At 57.7% G+C, this 14,537-nt stretch carries 13 protein-coding genes; 4 read left to right on the top strand and 9 right to left on the bottom strand.

Annotation, left to right across the window (positions count from 1 at the left end; genetic code table 11):
- The first annotated feature begins 4 nt into the window (after positions 1-4).
- Positions 5-829 carry a 5-deoxy-glucuronate isomerase gene (iolB, locus tag ACJ69_RS12575; protein WP_029739952.1) on the top strand — a complete coding sequence of 275 codons (825 nt, stop codon included), beginning with the start codon at positions 5-7 and terminating at the stop codon, positions 827-829.
- On the opposite strand, the gene ACJ69_RS12570 is transcribed toward iolB, so the two are convergent.
- Positions 795-2,009, bottom strand: a complete 1,215-nt coding sequence (locus ACJ69_RS12570; protein ID WP_059347130.1) for an MFS transporter — start codon at positions 2,007-2,009, stop codon at positions 795-797. The genes iolB and ACJ69_RS12570 overlap by 35 nt on opposite strands.
- Positions 2,010-2,124: 115 nt before the next feature.
- Here ACJ69_RS12570 and ACJ69_RS12565 point away from each other — a divergent pair, with 115 nt between their 5' ends.
- Positions 2,125-2,568: a winged helix-turn-helix transcriptional regulator gene (locus tag ACJ69_RS12565; protein WP_286037878.1), complete on the top strand. Its 444-nt coding sequence runs from the start codon at positions 2,125-2,127 to the stop codon at positions 2,566-2,568.
- Positions 2,569-2,578: 10 nt separating this feature from the next.
- On the opposite strand, the gene ACJ69_RS12560 is transcribed toward ACJ69_RS12565, so the two are convergent.
- Genes ACJ69_RS12560 through ACJ69_RS12550 form a run of 3 tightly spaced genes read right to left on the bottom strand, consistent with a single transcriptional unit; the run spans position 2,579 to position 5,081 of the window.
- Positions 2,579-3,322, bottom strand: a complete 744-nt coding sequence (locus tag ACJ69_RS12560) for an alpha/beta fold hydrolase (RefSeq protein ID WP_054830043.1) — start codon at positions 3,320-3,322, stop codon at positions 2,579-2,581.
- An 11-nt stretch (positions 3,323-3,333) separates the two neighbouring features.
- Positions 3,334-3,801: a DUF6130 family protein gene (locus tag ACJ69_RS12555; RefSeq protein ID WP_054830042.1), complete on the bottom strand. Its 468-nt coding sequence runs from the start codon at positions 3,799-3,801 to the stop codon at positions 3,334-3,336.
- A gap of 50 nt (positions 3,802-3,851) precedes the next feature.
- Complete coding sequence (locus tag ACJ69_RS12550; RefSeq protein ID WP_059347129.1) at positions 3,852-5,081, bottom strand: MFS transporter; 1,230 nt, start codon at positions 5,079-5,081, stop codon at positions 3,852-3,854.
- A gap of 97 nt (positions 5,082-5,178) precedes the next feature.
- Here ACJ69_RS12550 and ACJ69_RS12545 point away from each other — a divergent pair, with 97 nt between their 5' ends.
- Positions 5,179-6,069 (top strand): LysR family transcriptional regulator, encoded by an 891-nt coding sequence (locus ACJ69_RS12545; protein WP_059347128.1) that lies wholly within the window; start codon positions 5,179-5,181, stop codon positions 6,067-6,069.
- Here ACJ69_RS12545 and ACJ69_RS12540 read toward each other — a convergent pair.
- A complete protein-coding gene (locus ACJ69_RS12540) occupies positions 6,066-6,236 on the bottom strand; it encodes a YfgG family protein (protein WP_023333002.1) in 171 nt (56 codons plus the stop codon). The two genes, ACJ69_RS12545 and ACJ69_RS12540, sit on opposite strands and share 4 nt — an antisense overlap.
- A 370-nt stretch (positions 6,237-6,606) precedes the next feature.
- Here ACJ69_RS12540 and ACJ69_RS12535 point away from each other — a divergent pair, with 370 nt between their 5' ends.
- Entirely contained in the window at positions 6,607-8,847 is a 2,241-nt protein-coding gene (locus ACJ69_RS12535) for an EAL domain-containing protein (RefSeq protein WP_059347127.1), read from the top strand.
- Between the two features lie 4 nt (positions 8,848-8,851).
- Here ACJ69_RS12535 and ppx read toward each other — a convergent pair whose 3' ends face one another.
- The 4 genes from ppx to purM all read right to left on the bottom strand — a co-directional run bounded on the left by ppx (position 8,852) and on the right by purM (position 14,337).
- Complete coding sequence (ppx, locus tag ACJ69_RS12530) at positions 8,852-10,390, bottom strand: exopolyphosphatase (RefSeq protein ID WP_059347126.1); 1,539 nt, start codon at positions 10,388-10,390, stop codon at positions 8,852-8,854.
- A 3-nt stretch (positions 10,391-10,393) separates the two neighbouring features.
- The gene (ppk1, locus tag ACJ69_RS12525; RefSeq protein ID WP_029739960.1) at positions 10,394-12,454 is read right to left on the bottom strand and encodes a polyphosphate kinase 1; all 2,061 of its coding nucleotides are present in this window, start codon (positions 12,452-12,454) and stop codon (positions 10,394-10,396) included.
- Between the two features lie 207 nt (positions 12,455-12,661).
- Positions 12,662-13,303, bottom strand: a complete 642-nt coding sequence (gene purN / locus ACJ69_RS12520) for a phosphoribosylglycinamide formyltransferase (RefSeq protein WP_054830040.1) — start codon at positions 13,301-13,303, stop codon at positions 12,662-12,664.
- On the bottom strand, positions 13,300-14,337 hold the full coding sequence (gene purM / locus ACJ69_RS12515) for a phosphoribosylformylglycinamidine cyclo-ligase (RefSeq protein ID WP_008501643.1): 1,038 nt from the start codon (positions 14,335-14,337) through the stop codon (positions 13,300-13,302). The genes purN and purM overlap by 4 nt, the downstream gene beginning before the upstream one ends.
- Positions 14,338-14,537: the final 200 nt, after the last annotated feature.

Below are 14,537 nucleotides of genomic sequence, written 5' to 3'. Positions count from 1 at the left end.
GGACATGTCACGTCTGTTATCACGCTGGCAGCAGCCAAACGCGGAGGGGCGCACCCAGTCCGTCACGCCGGAAAGCGCGGGGTGGGGGTACGTCGGCTTTGAGGCGTATGAGCTACAGGAGGGGCAGACGCTGACGCTGCCCGCCGTCAGTGAAGAGCGCTGCCTGGTGCTGGTCGCCGGGCGGGCCTCCATCCGCACGCCTTCCGCGCAGTTTAACGACATCGGCGAACGGATGAGCCCCTTCGAGCGCATCAAGCCGTGGGCGGTTTACGTCGCCCCGCAGGAGACGGTGCAGGTGAAGGCGCTGACGAAGCTGGAGCTGGCTGTCTGCGCCGCGCCGGGCAAAGGCACGTATCCGACGCGGCTGATTGCGCCGCAGGATATCGACGGTGAAGCGCGCGGCAAAGGTCACAACCAGCGCTACGTGCACAACATTCTGCCGGAAGACAGGCCCGCCGACAGCCTGCTGGTGGTGGAGGTGTGGACCAGTGAGGGCTGCACCAGCTCGTACCCGAGCCACAAGCACGACACGGATAACCCGCCGCAGGAGACCTATCTGGAGGAGACCTACTACCATCGCCTCAACCCGGAGCAGGGGTTCTGCATGCAGCGCGTTTACACCGACGACAGAACGCTGGATGAGTGTATGGCGGTCTATAACCGTGACGTGGTGATGGTGCCGAAGGGCTACCACCCGGTCGCGACGATGGCCGGATATGACAGCTACTACCTCAACGTGATGGCGGGGCCGGTGCGCAAATGGATGTTCACCTGGGAAGAGGACCACGCGTGGATTAATCGGGATTATCCCGCGGACAGCGGTGGCTAGGGCGGGTTAGCCACCAGAACACCAGCGCCAGCAGGCTGACCGAGGCGCCAAGCAGGCAGACGCCCGGCCAGCCGGCACAGGCATACGTCATCGTTGTGCCGAGCGCGCCGAGCCCGCTGCCGACGGCATAAAACAGCATGTAAAGCCCGACCAGCCGGCTGTGCGCCTCGGGACGGGTGCGGAAAATCATGCTCTGATTAGTGACGTGCAGCGCCTGACCGCCCAAATCGAGCAGTATGATGCCGATAAGCAAGATCCCGAGTGAACGGTCCATCAGCGACAAGGGCCACCAGGCTAACAATAAGATACTCAGCGCCGCCGCGCTGGTGCGTTGGGCATATCCCCGATCGGCCCAGCGTCCTGCCCGGCCAGCCGCCAGCGCGCCCACCGCGCCAGCCAGTCCAAACGCGCCAATCGCTGTATGCGAAAAGTTAAACGGAGGTGCGCTCAGCGGCAGCACCAGCGCGCTCCAGAAAATGTTGAACGATGCAAACATCAGCAGCGCCAGCACGCCGCGTATCTGCAGCACTTTTTCCTGCCGCAGCAGCGTGAGCATTGAGCCAATCAGGCGCGGATAGCTCATCGTGGCAGTGACGGCTGGCAGAGCGGGGAGTCGCCACCACAGAGGTAACGCAATCATGAGCATGAGCGCGGCAGCACAAAGATAAACCCCGCGCCAGCCAGCGATATCGCTGATGCCACCGGCAAAAACGCGAGCGAGCAGCAAACCTATGAACACGCCGCCCTGTGCCGCGCCGACAACGCGTCCCTGTTCATGGGGCGACGCGGCGCTGGCGGCGTAGGCGATCAGTCCCTGCGTCATGGCCGTGCCCAACATACCGGTCGCAAGCATACCGATAAGCAGCGCTGAAGAGGACTGTGCCATGCTGACGGAAACCAGCGCCACCACCAGAGCAATCAGCTGTGCTGCCATGAGTCGTCGACGATCCACTTTGTCACCCAGAGGAACGACAAGCAAAAGAGCCAGCGCGCAGCCAATTTGTGTCGCGGTCACCACGCCACCCACGGCCGCATGGCTGATGCCGAAATCGTTCGCCAGCGCGTCAAGCAAAGGCTGGGCGTAATAGACGTTTGCCACGCTTAGGCCGCTGGCGGTGGCGAACAGCCAGACCATGCTGCGCGGCATGTCGGCTGAAGGAAGAGCTGACGTCAGTGACATATTCAAAATCCTCGCCTGTGATAACCTGGTTTTAAAATGAAACTGGTTGAATGCTAGGTTAAGCAGTTTTAAAATGCAACTAGTTATAGGGTGGCCTTTGCGAGGAAAACAGGTGATGTCCCGAAATACGGTAAAAGAGGAATATTGTCCCGTTGCCCGCAGCGTTGACCTGCTCGGGGATCGCTGGTCGCTTCTTATTGTGCGTAATGCGTTTGACGGCATGACGCGCTTCGGGGATTTTCAGCGCAGCCTTGGGGTGGCGCGCAACATCCTTTCTGACCGGCTTCGCAAGCTGGTTGAGGCAGAAATCCTGACGTTACAGGGGGCATCGGACGGCACGGCTTATCAGGAATATGTTCTGACCGACAAAGGCGAACGTCTTTTCCCCGTGATCGTGGCGCTGCGTCAGTGGGGAGAGCAAAATCTGTTTGCGCAGGGCGAGCGCCACTCGCTGCTGGTCGACAGGCGGACGGGCAGGCCGGTTCCCTTTATGTCGCCAGCAGCGCATGACGGCACTGCGCTGCTGCCGGTGGATACGGAAGTGCAGAAGATCGAATGAGTTGCTCCGGTTAATTACTGCTTATCGCCTGCTCAATCGTCCGGGCAACGATCTGCGGCTGGCTCACCATCGACACGTGGCTTGCCGCCACCTCGGCGGTTTTCGCATGGATCGTCTTCGCCATCGCCCGTTCAAGATCGGGGTTGATCATTCGGTCATTTCTGCTGACCATATACCAGCTCGGTTTGTCATGCCACGCCGCGTGGGCGACCTTTTCACCAAACGCCTCGGCCTTAATCGGCCCCTGCGTGGCTGCAATCGTGTTTTGAGTGTCTGGCTTCACGTCAGGCGCGAAGTCCTTTCTGACGGCTCCTGTCGGCAGGTATAAATAGCCGTCCGCCGTTTTAGCAATGTCCGCGCTGCCCTGCGGGGCAGGGAAGCTTCCTGCCAGATCCGCCGTCGACTGGCCGGAATCCGGCGCGAACGCCGCCACGTACACCAGCGATTTTACCCGCGCATCGTTGCCCGCCTCGCTAATTACGGTGCCGCCCCAGGAGTGGCCCACCAGCACCACGTCACCCTGGGCGCGGGCGATGGCCCGCCGCGTGGCCGCAACGTCATCCTTAAGCGACGTGAGCGGGAGCTGGACGGCAATGACCTCGGCGTGCTGCTTCTGCAACAGGGTAATAACCTTATTCCAGCTGCTGCCGTCGGCAAACGCGCCGTGCACCAGCACGACGCTGGTTTTATTCTGCGCAATGGCGCTGGCGGAAAGCGCCAGCAGGCCTGCCGTCACTACAGACAGTGCTTTCATCTTCAGACTCCTTAAAAATGGTGGACCGCCGCGTGGGGCGGGACGGTGAATTCAACGGTTTTGTGGTCGAGCGGCTTATGCGTCGGGTCGGCCAGAATAATGGTCACCTTGTGTTTACCGGCGGGCAGCCCCACCAGGATAACCGGCTCTCCGCTGGCGTCAGCCCAGTGCCACGGCGCGTCATCCACTACCACGTGAATGTGCCCGATGCGCGGCGTGACCTTGAGCGCTTCGGGGCCGAATACCGGCTCGATGCGAAGGTTTTCGGCACGGTACTGGATAAACACCGCGCCATTGCTCAGCGGCCCGGCAAGCGGCGGATCGACTATCAGCTTTGCGGGCGGCTGCGACTGCGCCAGCGGCGCAACGGCGGCGGGGCCATTAACGTCCCCGGCGCTCAGGTTGTCCAGCGGTGTGGCCCGGGCATGGGCTACAGATACCAGGACAAGCAGGGGGATAAGTGCATAACGACGGATCATGGGTTCTCTCCTCATCGGTTCTGAATGGCGACAGGGAAAGAAAACCATTTTTATGTATCGGAGATATTTGCCGGAGGCGACGTTTTGTACCCGTTTGTCAGCGCAGGGTTCTGGATACAGTGCGATACACTTTGCCTGCGTGGACGGCGCACAATCGCTATCGCCAGCCCGGCAATCACCAGCGTCAGCCCCGTTGAAACCCACATTGCACCCGCGATCCCCAGCGTTTTATTCAGCCACGCATAGGCAAACGGTGAGGCTGCCGCCATCAGCTGGCCTGGGATCAGCAGCATCCCCGTGCGGCGGGCATAGCTTTCGGTGCTAAACAGCTCCAGCGGCAGGGTGGCTTTCACAATGGTGACCAGCCCGTTGATGGCGCCGTAGCCCAGCACAAACCCGGCTGCACACCACATAAACAGGGCGCTGCTCGTCCCCAGAAGAAAGCAGAGCGGCATGGCGAGCGCGGTAAAAAGGGTGAGTTTGAAGGGGGTTAAGCGGGCACCCGCCAGCACTTCCAGCGAGCGAGCGCCCGTCTGGCCGACTCCCCACAGCATGCCGATGGCGACCGGCAGGCCAAAGTGGGCAATAAACTCCGGCAGATGGGTGGACGTGCCGTTAGAGACAAAGGTGATGAGGGCAATGAAGGCGGCATAAAGCCAGGCGTTACGCCGCTCGTTGTTCAGCGGCGGCGCGGCGACCATTGTCGTCACCGTCAGCCTTTGCCGGGGAAGCGTTCGAATCAGCATCGCGCTCAGCAGGCCGAAGAGAGCGTAGAAGCGCAGCGCCTCCTGCCAGCTCATGACCTGAAGCAGAGCATCGCCCAGCGGCCAGAAAACGGCGGAGGCCAGCCCGCCCGCCAGCGTGACGCGTGAGATTGTTCTTCGCGCCTGCTGCCCGTAGAGGTTTACCAGCGCGGCGAACAGCGCGTCGTACAGCGACAGGCGCATCCCGATGCCGTTGAACAGCCAGGCACAGTACCAGCCAAAAAGCGTTTGGGTATAGGCCATCCCTGCGCAGCTTGCAGCGATCAGCAACGTTCCGCTCATCACCACCGTCTGACCGCCAAAGCGTGCCAGCAGGCGAGCGACAAACGGGGAAACCGCCGCCATCACCAGCATCGCCAGCGTCAGGCCGAGGTAAATCTGCGGTGATGACCATCCCCGGTCGGCTGAAATCGCCAGCGCAAAGGTGCCGGGCATATAAAACGAGATCCCCCAGTTGATGAGCTGATTACATCCCGCCGTGAGGGCGAGGCGGCGTGGCAGGGCGGGTGTTTCCATTGTTTTTCATTCCGTTATGCAGTTGTCCTGAGCATAACTCGCGCGCTATTGTGCTGGCAGGGCAGCAACCTTATGCGCGGTATAAGAGAAACTTTGAATGACAACGCTTAATCTGGGCTATCTCGCCACCTTCCGTCTGGTGATCCAGCGCGGCAGCTTTTCAGCGGCAGCGGATGTGCTGGGCATTTCCCAGCCCGCCGTCAGCCTGCAAATACGTCAGCTGGAGCAGTTTCTGCAAACGCGGCTGGTGGAGCGTACCGGGCGAGGGATTAAGGCTACGGCTGCCGGTCAGGCGTTGCTGGCGCACGGGGAGCGTATTCAGCAGGCGGTGGATGACGCTATCCGGTCCGTGAGCGCATTCAGCCACGATGTGAGCGGCACTATTACGCTTGGCACGGGGGCAACGGCCTGCATCCATCTTCTGCCGCCGCTGCTGGAGAAGCTGCGCAAAGACTATCCGCTCCTGAGCGTGGGGGTGACGACGGGCAACACCCTCGACATCGTCAGGGCCATCGAAGAGAACCGGCTCGATATGGGGCTGGTGACGCTGCCGGTGAGCGGCAGAGCGCTGGACGTCATGCCGGTGATGGACGAAGAGTTTGTCTTTATCGCGTCGCGGGAGCAGCAGGATGCTTTCAGGGCGCTCACCCCGGAGGCGCTGCACGCTCAGCCGCTGATTGCCTTTGAATCAGGCAGCGGTACCCGGGCGCTGATCGATGGCTGGTTTGCGGCTAATGGATTAGCGATCGCACCGGTGATGCAGCTTGGCAGCATCGAGGCGATCAAACGCATGGTTCGCGCGGGGCTGGGCTACAGTATTGTGCCGCGAATGGCGGTCGAACAGGATGCCGATCGCGAAGGGCTATGCGTGATGTCGCTTACGCCCATGCTGCAGCGGCAGCTGGCGGTGGTAATGCGGCAGGACAAAATCCTCAGCAAAGGGATCGCGGCCATTATTCGGCTCGTGCAACATCCTGCGGCTGTTTAGCGATCGGCGGTATCGACGGTCAGGCTGGATTGCTGCGACTGGGTTTTGTCCTGATGGTGATACCAGGCGCCAATTGAAGAGTAAACGAAGCGGCCAAAGAAAAACAGGAAGCTGATGAGCAGTATGATGCGGGTCATTCGGGTATTAAATTGATGTCGTTTTCGCATACGCGTGACCTGACTCACTCTGTTTTTCCTGGATAAGCCCTTTTGGGCGACAAGGATATTAAGGCACAGCGGGAAGATGGGGTCAATTCTGATGTGTGTAAATAACCGTCAATGTTTACATTGATTAATGTTATTGAAATTAATTAATGCATTTACCATATTGATAATATGAAGAAAATAATTTCAAAAAAACGCCGCAAAAAGTTATTTGCGTAAAGTAGTTTGATTTAAGTCAACGGCTTCCCGGCCCTGATATTTAAAATCCTTCCTCCATACTGTTCGCCCCGCATGCCGCCGGGCGGCGCGTACGTCAGGTTGGATGCCTGTCTTTATTTTCCCTCTGGAGCGAAAGGGGTTTAACCGGGCATCTATGAACATTCTGGCTTTCCTGAAAAAAAATGAAAACCGCTGGTGGGCATTACCGCTTATTTTGCCTGTGGTTTTACTTCCCGTGCTGAGCGTCGCGAATACATTCACGCAGCTGGGCGACGGCATTGCGGCACTCTATTATTTACCCATCTCATTTTTGCTTTCGCTGATGATGTTCTTTGGCCTGGAAGCGCTGCCCGGGATCGTATTGTCGCTGTTTATCCGCTATTACCCGTCGGTCGGGATGTTTGAAACCGTCGCGGGGATCCTCCATTTTGTCGTCCCTTTAGTGCTCAGCTGGGGAGGCTACCGGGTGTTTGCGCCCAGACGGAATATGACCGCGTACGGCGACGTGCGGCTGATGGCGCAGCGCATCTTCTGGCAAGTCTTCTGCCCCGCGACGCTGTTTCTGGTGCTGTTTCAGTTTGCGGTGTATTTAGGCGTGTATGAGAGCCGTCAGAGCCTTGCAGGATTAAATCCCCTCAATATTCGCACGCTCATCAACTATCAGACGCTGCTGGTCAGCGGGCTGACGGGCGTGCCGCTGAGCTATCTGCTGATCCGCCTGCTTCGACATCCGCGCTATATCAAAAGCCTTCTCTCGCAGATCCGTTCCGAGATAGACAAAAAGGTGACGGTCATTGAGTTGTTGGTGTGGGCTATCGCGCTTGGCGGGCTGCTTTCGCTGCTGCTGATTCCGATGAATGAGAACAGCTCCATTTTCACCACCAACTACACTCTTTCCCTGCTGATGCCGGTGATGCTCTGGGGCGCGATGCGTTTTGGCTATAAGCTGATTTCGCTTATTTGGACGCCGATACTGCTGGTGTCTATTCACTATTTTTACCGCTATATCCCGGTGAATCCGGGGTATGACATTCAGCTGGCGATCACCTCTTCCAGTTACCTGGTCTTCTCCTTCGTGGTGATTTATATGTCGATGCTGGCAACACGGCAGCGCGCGGCGAACAAACGCTCCCGCAGGCTGGCGCTGCTCGACCCGGTCGTCCATATGCCTAACCTGCGGGCGCTGTCGCGCGATCTGGCGAAAAACCCGTGGTCGGCGCTCTGCCTGCTGCGCATTCCGGAGCTGGAAATTCTGGGCCGAAATTACGGCGTGTTGCTGCGGATTCAGTACAAGCAGCAGCTGGCGCAGTGGGTGAATGGCATTCTCCAGCCCAATGAGCTGGTGTATCACCTGACCGGGTATGACCTGGCGGTACGGCTCAACGCGGAATCGCACCAGCAGCGGATTGAAGCCCTGGACGAGCATATCAAGCAGTTCCGCTTTGTCTGGGACGGCATGCCGCTTCAGCCGCAGGTGGGCGTGAGCTATTGCTATGTCCGGTCCCCGGTTAACCATCTTTATCTGGTGCTGGGCGAGCTGGGCGTGGTTGCCGACCTGTCGCTCTCCTCCAACCATCCGGAAAATCTTCAGCAGCGTGGGGCCGTCCATTTGCAGCGCAACCTGAAGGATAAAGTCGCGATGATGAGCCGCCTGCAAAAGGCGCTTGATAACAACGAATTCACCCTGCTGGTTCAACCCGTTCGCGGCCTGCGTGGCGATTGCTATCACGAAGTCCTGCTCCGGATGCCGGATGTAAACGGGCTATTGATCTCCCCCGATCAATTCCTGCCCGTCGCGCAGGAGTTTGGTCTGTCTTCGCGGGTAGATTTGTGGGTGCTGGAGCACACCCTGCGCTTCCTCGCCGCGCATCGCGAAAGACTGCCCGGCCAGCGCTTTGCCATTAATCTGGCCCCGTCGACCGTGTGTCGGGTGCAGTTTCCGCTTGAGGTGAGTCGCCTGCTGGCGAAATACGCCATTGAGCCGTGGCAGCTGATCTTTGAAGTGACGGAGTGCAGCACCTTTTGCAATGCGGAGCAGGCGCTACACATCCTACGGCAGCTGCAGAAAATGGGGGTACGTATTGCGATTGATGATTTTGGCACCGGCTATGCGAGCTATGCGCGGCTGAAAAGCGTGGACGCGGATATTCTCAAGATTGACGGCAGCTTTATTCGCAATATCGTCAACAACAGCCTGGATTATCAGATTGTGGCGTCTATCTGCCATCTGGCGCGCATGAAGAAGATGCTGGTGGTGGCCGAGTATGTCGAAAGCGAAGAGATACGTAGCGCGGTTCACGCGCTAGGCATCGATTATGTGCAGGGTTATCTGATTGGCAGACCGGCACCGCTTGAGTCACTGCTGGAAGCAGAGGCGTCCACCGCGGACGCCTGAGCCGTTACGCGGCGACGTCGGCGCTCTCTTCTTCAATTTTGAGCAGCCAGCCGGTGACCGCTTCCCAGTACTGTTGCTCTTTTTCCAGATCCAGCAGGACCAGCGCGTTCTGGCTAAACCAGTCGTGCGGGAAGCTCAGCGTCCAGTGATGGTCGTCTGTTTTCAGTTTTAACGTTGGGGGCGTCGTTGTCGCCTGACGCTGGTTATTGAGCAGCACGCCCAGACGCAGCAGCTGAATAAGCGGCAGGAACTGTTTTTTCTTGAACAGCGTAAAGCGCGGCAGGTCGTCGAGCTTGATGGCTTTGCGGTGATAACGCACCAGGGTCGCCATCATGGTTTGCTGCTCCTGGTTGAAGCCAGGCAGATCGCTGTTTTGCAGAATATAGGCCGAATGGCGGTGCATCCCGCTGTGGTTTATGTTCAGCCCCACCTCGTGCAGCATCGCGGCCCATTTCAACAGCGCGGCAAGCTGCGGGTGCGCGAGCTTCGGATTCTGCTCCTGCCACTGTTCGTACATCTGCACCGTGGTGTCCAGCACGCGCTTCGCCTGTTCACGGTCAATGTTGTACTGGTTGGCCAGGCTTTGCGCGGTGCGGCTGCGAATATCCTGATGGCGGAAATGGCCTTCCATCTCATACAGCACGCCTTCACGCAGCGCGCCGTCCGACAGACGCAGCTCTTTTATGGCGAGGGCATCAAATACGCCGCAGAGAATAGCCAGCCCCGGCACGAATACCGCTTTACGCTCGTCGGAAAGACCCGGCAGGCTCAGGGCGTCAAAGCTTTTATGCTTCAGCACTTCTTCGGTCAGCAACGTCAGGCGTTCGGGTGTAATAAATCCGTCTTTTTCACCCATCGCCAGCAGCACTTCATGCGCCGCCTTGATGGTGCCCGACGCGCCCAGCGCCACGTTCCAGCCCTGAATACGGTACTGCCAGGCCAGATTTTCCAGCTTCTGGACAGCCGCCATACGCGCGCGCTGGAAGTTCTCGCGGGTGATGGTGCCGCCCGGGAAATACATCTGTGCGAAGCTGACGCAGCCCATACGGCGGCTTTCCACCAGGCGCGGCTCAAAGTCTTCGCCGATCACCAGCTCCGTTGAGCCACCGCCGATATCGATAACCAGCTTGCGTCCTTTTTCCGGCTGGGTGTGCTCAACGCCCATGAAAATCAGACGCGCTTCCTCGTTGCCGGAGATGATCTCAATCGGGTAGGGGATCACTTTTTCGGCCCGCTTGAGAAACTCCGGGGCGTTCAGGGCCTGGCGCAGGGTGTGAGTGCCCACGATGCACACGCTGGAGGGCGAGAAGCCCTGCAGGCGTTCAGCAAACAGCGACAGGCAGTTTAACCCGCGCTCCATCGCCTCTTCGCTGAGCATGCTGCGTTCATCAAGACCATCCGCCAGGTGTACGCGCTGCTTCAGACGACCGATGATCTGCAGCGCGCCATCCACCTCACGGGCGATGACCATGTGGAAACTGTTAGAGCCAAGGTCGACCGCGGCGAATTCCTGCGGGCGTGGGGTCTTATCATTTATCGGCATAGGTTAATCGGGTTGCTCGAGTGATTTGATATAGTCGTAAATCGCCAGTTGCGACCGCACTTTGCGGCGGTTGCCGCGCGGCACATAGCGGTTACTGAGTTCTTTGTCGATATAGCGTGCTTTCACGGTATCGCTGAACAGAATCTCGATGATGTCGAGGATCTGCTGCTTCAGACGCGGATCCAGCAGCGGTGCCGCGACTTCAATACGATAGTCAATATTGCGCGTCATCCAGTCTGCCGAAGAGAGATAGACCTGTTTATCACCCGCATTATCAAAAATATAGATCCGATCGTGTTCCAGGTAACGGTCAACAATGCTGATTACGCGAATATTGTCGCTGATGCCTTCCAGTTCCGGGATCAGCGAGCACATGCCGCGGATTAGCAGGTTAACCGGCACGCCGGAGCTGGATGCCGCGTACAGCCTGTCCACCAGCCCTTTGTCGACCAGGTTGTTAAGCTTCAGCGTGATGCCGGACGACAGCCCTTTCTGGGCATTGGCGATCTCTTTATCGATCATATCGTACAGCAGGCGGCGCGAGTTCTGCGGTGAGACCAGCAGATAGTCAAAGCTCACCGGACGGTACGGGTTTTCGATAAAGTTAAAGACCCGGCGCACTTCGTTAGTGATGCGGGCGTCGGCGGTTAAGAGCGAGTAGTCGGTATAAATTCGCGCCGTTTTCTCGTTAAAGTTCCCGGTACCGATGTGGGCATAACGCACCACATCGTCGCCCTCTTTGCGGGAGATGAGGAACAGCTTGGCGTGAATTTTTAGCCCCGGCGCGGAGAAGATGACGTGCACACCGGCTTCCGTCAGACGGCGCGCCCAGTGAATGTTGGCCTCTTCGTCGAAGCGTGCCTGCAGCTCAACCACCACGGTGACTTTTTTGGCGTTGTGCGCCGCATGGATCATCGCGTCGATGATGCGGGAATCTTTTGCCACGCGGTAGATGTTGATTTTGATCGCCAGCACGCTCGGATCGAACGAGGCCTGACGCAGCAGTTCGAGCACGTGCTCAAACGTGTGATACGGATAGTAAAGCAGCACGTCGCGTTCGCGAATGGCGTCAAATCCGTTGCGGAATTTATCGAACCACAGATGGCGCAGGCGCGGCAGCGGCTTGTTCACCAGATTGGCTTTGCCGACGTTCGGGAAGCCAATAAAGTCTTTAAAGTTGTGATAACGACCGCCCGGCACGATGGAGTCATAGCGCGAAATGGTCAGTTTATCGCGCAGCATCTCCACCATGGCGTCCGGCATATCGCGCTGATAGACAAAGCGCACCGGCTCGGCCGTCAGGCGCTGTTTTAGGCTGGAGGACATCAGCTCCATCAGGCTGGCTTCCATCTCGTGCACCAGGTCATATTCGGCGTCACGGGTCATCTTCATCGAATAGGCATTTAACGCATCGTAATCGAAGAATCCTTTGAAGATGTCGTCCAGACAGTAGCGCAGGATGTTATCCAGCAGGATCATCGGCTTGCGTCTGCGCGGGGTTTCCGGCGGCAGGTTCACAAAGCGCGGCACCTTGTCGGACGGGATCTCCAGCAGCGCGTAACGGATGGAATCACCGCGAATAATTTCCACCGCCAGGTAGGTGTAGTCATCTTTCAGGAACTGAACCAGATCGGTTTCGCGGTTGATCAGAATCGGGGTAATGTGCTGGCGCAGGTAGTGTTTGAAGTAGTGGCGCAGCCAGTTTTGTTGGTTAACGGAAAGCTGGCGTTCGTTAATCAGGAAGATTTGATTGCGCGCCATCTCCAGCAGCAGTTCGTTATACAGGCCGTCAAATTCCTGATCGGCTTTCAGCACGCGGGACTGGATTTTGCCCAGCAGATGCCGCGAGTGCGAGTTTAAGCCCTGTTCTTCGCTGATGATGATGCGTCTTTTCAGCTCGGCAAAGCGAACCTTGTAGAACTCATCCAGGTTGTTGGAATAAATGCCCAAAAAACGCATGCGCTCGATCAGCGGGTTACTTTTGTCTGCCGCTTCCTGGAGTACACGTTCGTTAAATGCTAACCAGCTTAGCTCTTTCTCGATATATAACTTTTCCTGACCCATTACAGCTCACACTCCAGTTCAATCACAGGACGTGGTAAATCCGTCTCGTCCTTATTATGGCGAGCATTTCCACGATATGTCCAACAGTGCCAGAAAAGTATGACAGTTATTTTTTTTGTTGGGGATTTTAGAAGGTTGGAGAAGGGAATATCGGGTAATGCAATGTACAGGTCGGGTAAGCGCAGCAGCGCCACCCGACATAACAAACTACTCTTCCGCCGCATAACCCTGCGGGGGTAACTTCACGCCGTCCAGCCAGGCTGCGCCGTCGCGCATCTCGAGACGCCCGTCGACAAACCAGCTGACCACCAGCGGGTAAATGGCGTGTTCCTGGGTCTGCACGCGTTCGGTCACGTCTTCTTCGCTGTCGCCGTCAAAGACCGGAACTTTCGCCTGCAGGATCACCGGGCCGCCGTCCAGCTCGTCGGTAACGAAATGCACGGAGGTGCCGTGCTCCTCATCGCCGTTTTCCAGAACCTGACGATGAGTGTGCAGGCCGGGATATTTTGGCAGCAGGGAAGGGTGGATATTCAGCAGACGACCAGCAAAGTGTTCGACGAAGGACGGGCTCAGAATACGCATATAACCCGCCAGCACGACCACGTCCGGCGCGTAGGCATCAATCTCATGCACCAGCTCGCGGTCGAAGGCTTCACGCCCGGCGAACTGGCTGGCTTCCAGCGCGTGTGCGGGAATGTTCGCTTCCCGCGCGCGCTCAAGGCCGAACGCGTCGGCCTTGTTGCTGAAAACTGCCCGAATGGTGCCATTGATTTTCTTCTGTTTGCAGGCGTCTATGATGGCCTGCAAATTGCTTCCGTTGCCGGAAATGAGCACCACGATGTTTTTCATTCAATGACCACACGCTGTTCGGAATCGGAAGCTTTAATCGTACCGATTTTCCACGCGTTTTCACCTTTTTCAGTCAGCAGCTTAACCGCTTTATCCGCTTCGCTTGCCGGCAGGGCGATAACCATGCCCACGCCGCAGTTAAAGGTGCGGTACATTTCGTGAGAGCTTACGTTGCCCGCGGTCTGCAGCCAGTTAAACACGGCTGGCCACTGCCATGACGATTCGTCGATCACCGCCTGGGTGTTGTCCGGCAGGACGCGCGGAATGTTTTCCCAGAAGCCGCCGCCGGTCAGGTGAGCGATAGCGTGAACATCGACGTTCTCGATAAGCTCAAGCACGTTTTTCACGTAGATGCGGGTCGGCGCCAGCAGATGGTCAGCCAGCGGTTTACCGTCGAGTTCGGTCGTCAGCGGGTCACAGCCGCTCACTTCGAGGATTTTACGCACCAGGGAGTAGCCGTTGGAGTGCGGGCCGCTGGAAGCCAGCGCGATCAGCACATCGCCATCGGCCACTTTGCTGCCGTCGATAATTTCTGATTTTTCTACTACGCCGACGCAGAAGCCCGCGACGTCATAATCTTCGCCGTGATACATGCCCGGCATTTCCGCGGTTTCACCACCGACCAGCGCACAGCCGGACTGCAGGCAGCCTTCGGCGATACCGTTAATCACGCTGGCTGCGGTATCCACGTCCAGTTTGCCGGTCGCGTAGTAATCGAGGAAGAACAGCGGCTCTGCGCCCTGTACCACCAGGTCATTCACGCACATCGCGACGAGATCGATACCGATCGTGTCGTGACGTTTTAAATCCATCGCCAGGCGCAGTTTAGTGCCTACACCGTCGGTACCCGAGACCAGAACAGGTTCACGATATTTTTGCGGCAGCGCGCACAATGCGCCGAATCCACCCAGACCACCCATCACTTCCGGGCGGCGGGTTTTTTTCACCACACCTTTGATTCGGTCAACCAGCGCATTACCTGCGTCAATATCAACACCGGCATCTTTGTAGCTGAGAGAAGTTTTGTTGGTCACGGCTTAAATCCCCACGCGATTGCATAGCTAGTAAGAAAAATCGGCGCAATTCTAACAGTCCAGGCAAACGTTTGCGAGCCTATTCTGGACGTGGGGATCTTTTTTTCTGTATGCCTCGTGAATGCAGCCAAACTTGACTCTGTTCACGAAAATGAAACCGGTTTCTGAGAACTGCTTGCAACAGCTATGCCCTTTGCACA

The organism is Enterobacter asburiae (assembly GCF_001521715.1).
Lineage (GTDB): Bacteria > Pseudomonadota > Gammaproteobacteria > Enterobacterales > Enterobacteriaceae > Enterobacter > Enterobacter asburiae.
Note: the sequence above shows the minus strand (reverse complement) of the source record. Positions and strands in the feature narration are given on the sequence as shown.

What these genes read in the sequence shown, in the direction of transcription:
- ACJ69_RS12560 (WP_054830043.1), bottom strand. Translation starts at nt 3,322, where the DNA reads ATGAAAGCACTGTCTGTAGTGACGGCAGGCCTGCTGGCGCTTTCCGCC.
- ppk1 (WP_029739960.1), bottom strand. Translation starts at nt 12,454, where the DNA reads ATGGGTCAGGAAAAGTTATATATCGAGAAAGAGCTAAGCTGGTTAGCA.
- ACJ69_RS12550 (WP_059347129.1), bottom strand. Translation starts at nt 5,081, where the DNA reads ATGGAAACACCCGCCCTGCCACGCCGCCTCGCCCTCACGGCGGGATGT.
- ACJ69_RS12555 (WP_054830042.1), bottom strand. Translation starts at nt 3,801, where the DNA reads ATGATCCGTCGTTATGCACTTATCCCCCTGCTTGTCCTGGTATCTGTA.
- ppx (WP_059347126.1), bottom strand. Translation starts at nt 10,390, where the DNA reads ATGCCGATAAATGATAAGACCCCACGCCCGCAGGAATTCGCCGCGGTC.
- ACJ69_RS12570 (WP_059347130.1), bottom strand. Translation starts at nt 2,009, where the DNA reads ATGTCACTGACGTCAGCTCTTCCTTCAGCCGACATGCCGCGCAGCATG.
- purN (WP_054830040.1), bottom strand. Translation starts at nt 13,303, where the DNA reads ATGAAAAACATCGTGGTGCTCATTTCCGGCAACGGAAGCAATTTGCAG.
- iolB (WP_029739952.1), top strand. Translation starts at nt 5, where the DNA reads ATGTCACGTCTGTTATCACGCTGGCAGCAGCCAAACGCGGAGGGGCGC.
- ACJ69_RS12565 (WP_286037878.1), top strand. Translation starts at nt 2,125, where the DNA reads ATGTCCCGAAATACGGTAAAAGAGGAATATTGTCCCGTTGCCCGCAGC.
- ACJ69_RS12545 (WP_059347128.1), top strand. Translation starts at nt 5,179, where the DNA reads ATGACAACGCTTAATCTGGGCTATCTCGCCACCTTCCGTCTGGTGATC.
- ACJ69_RS12535 (WP_059347127.1), top strand. Translation starts at nt 6,607, where the DNA reads ATGAACATTCTGGCTTTCCTGAAAAAAAATGAAAACCGCTGGTGGGCA.
- ACJ69_RS12540 (WP_023333002.1), bottom strand. Translation starts at nt 6,236, where the DNA reads ATGCGAAAACGACATCAATTTAATACCCGAATGACCCGCATCATACTG.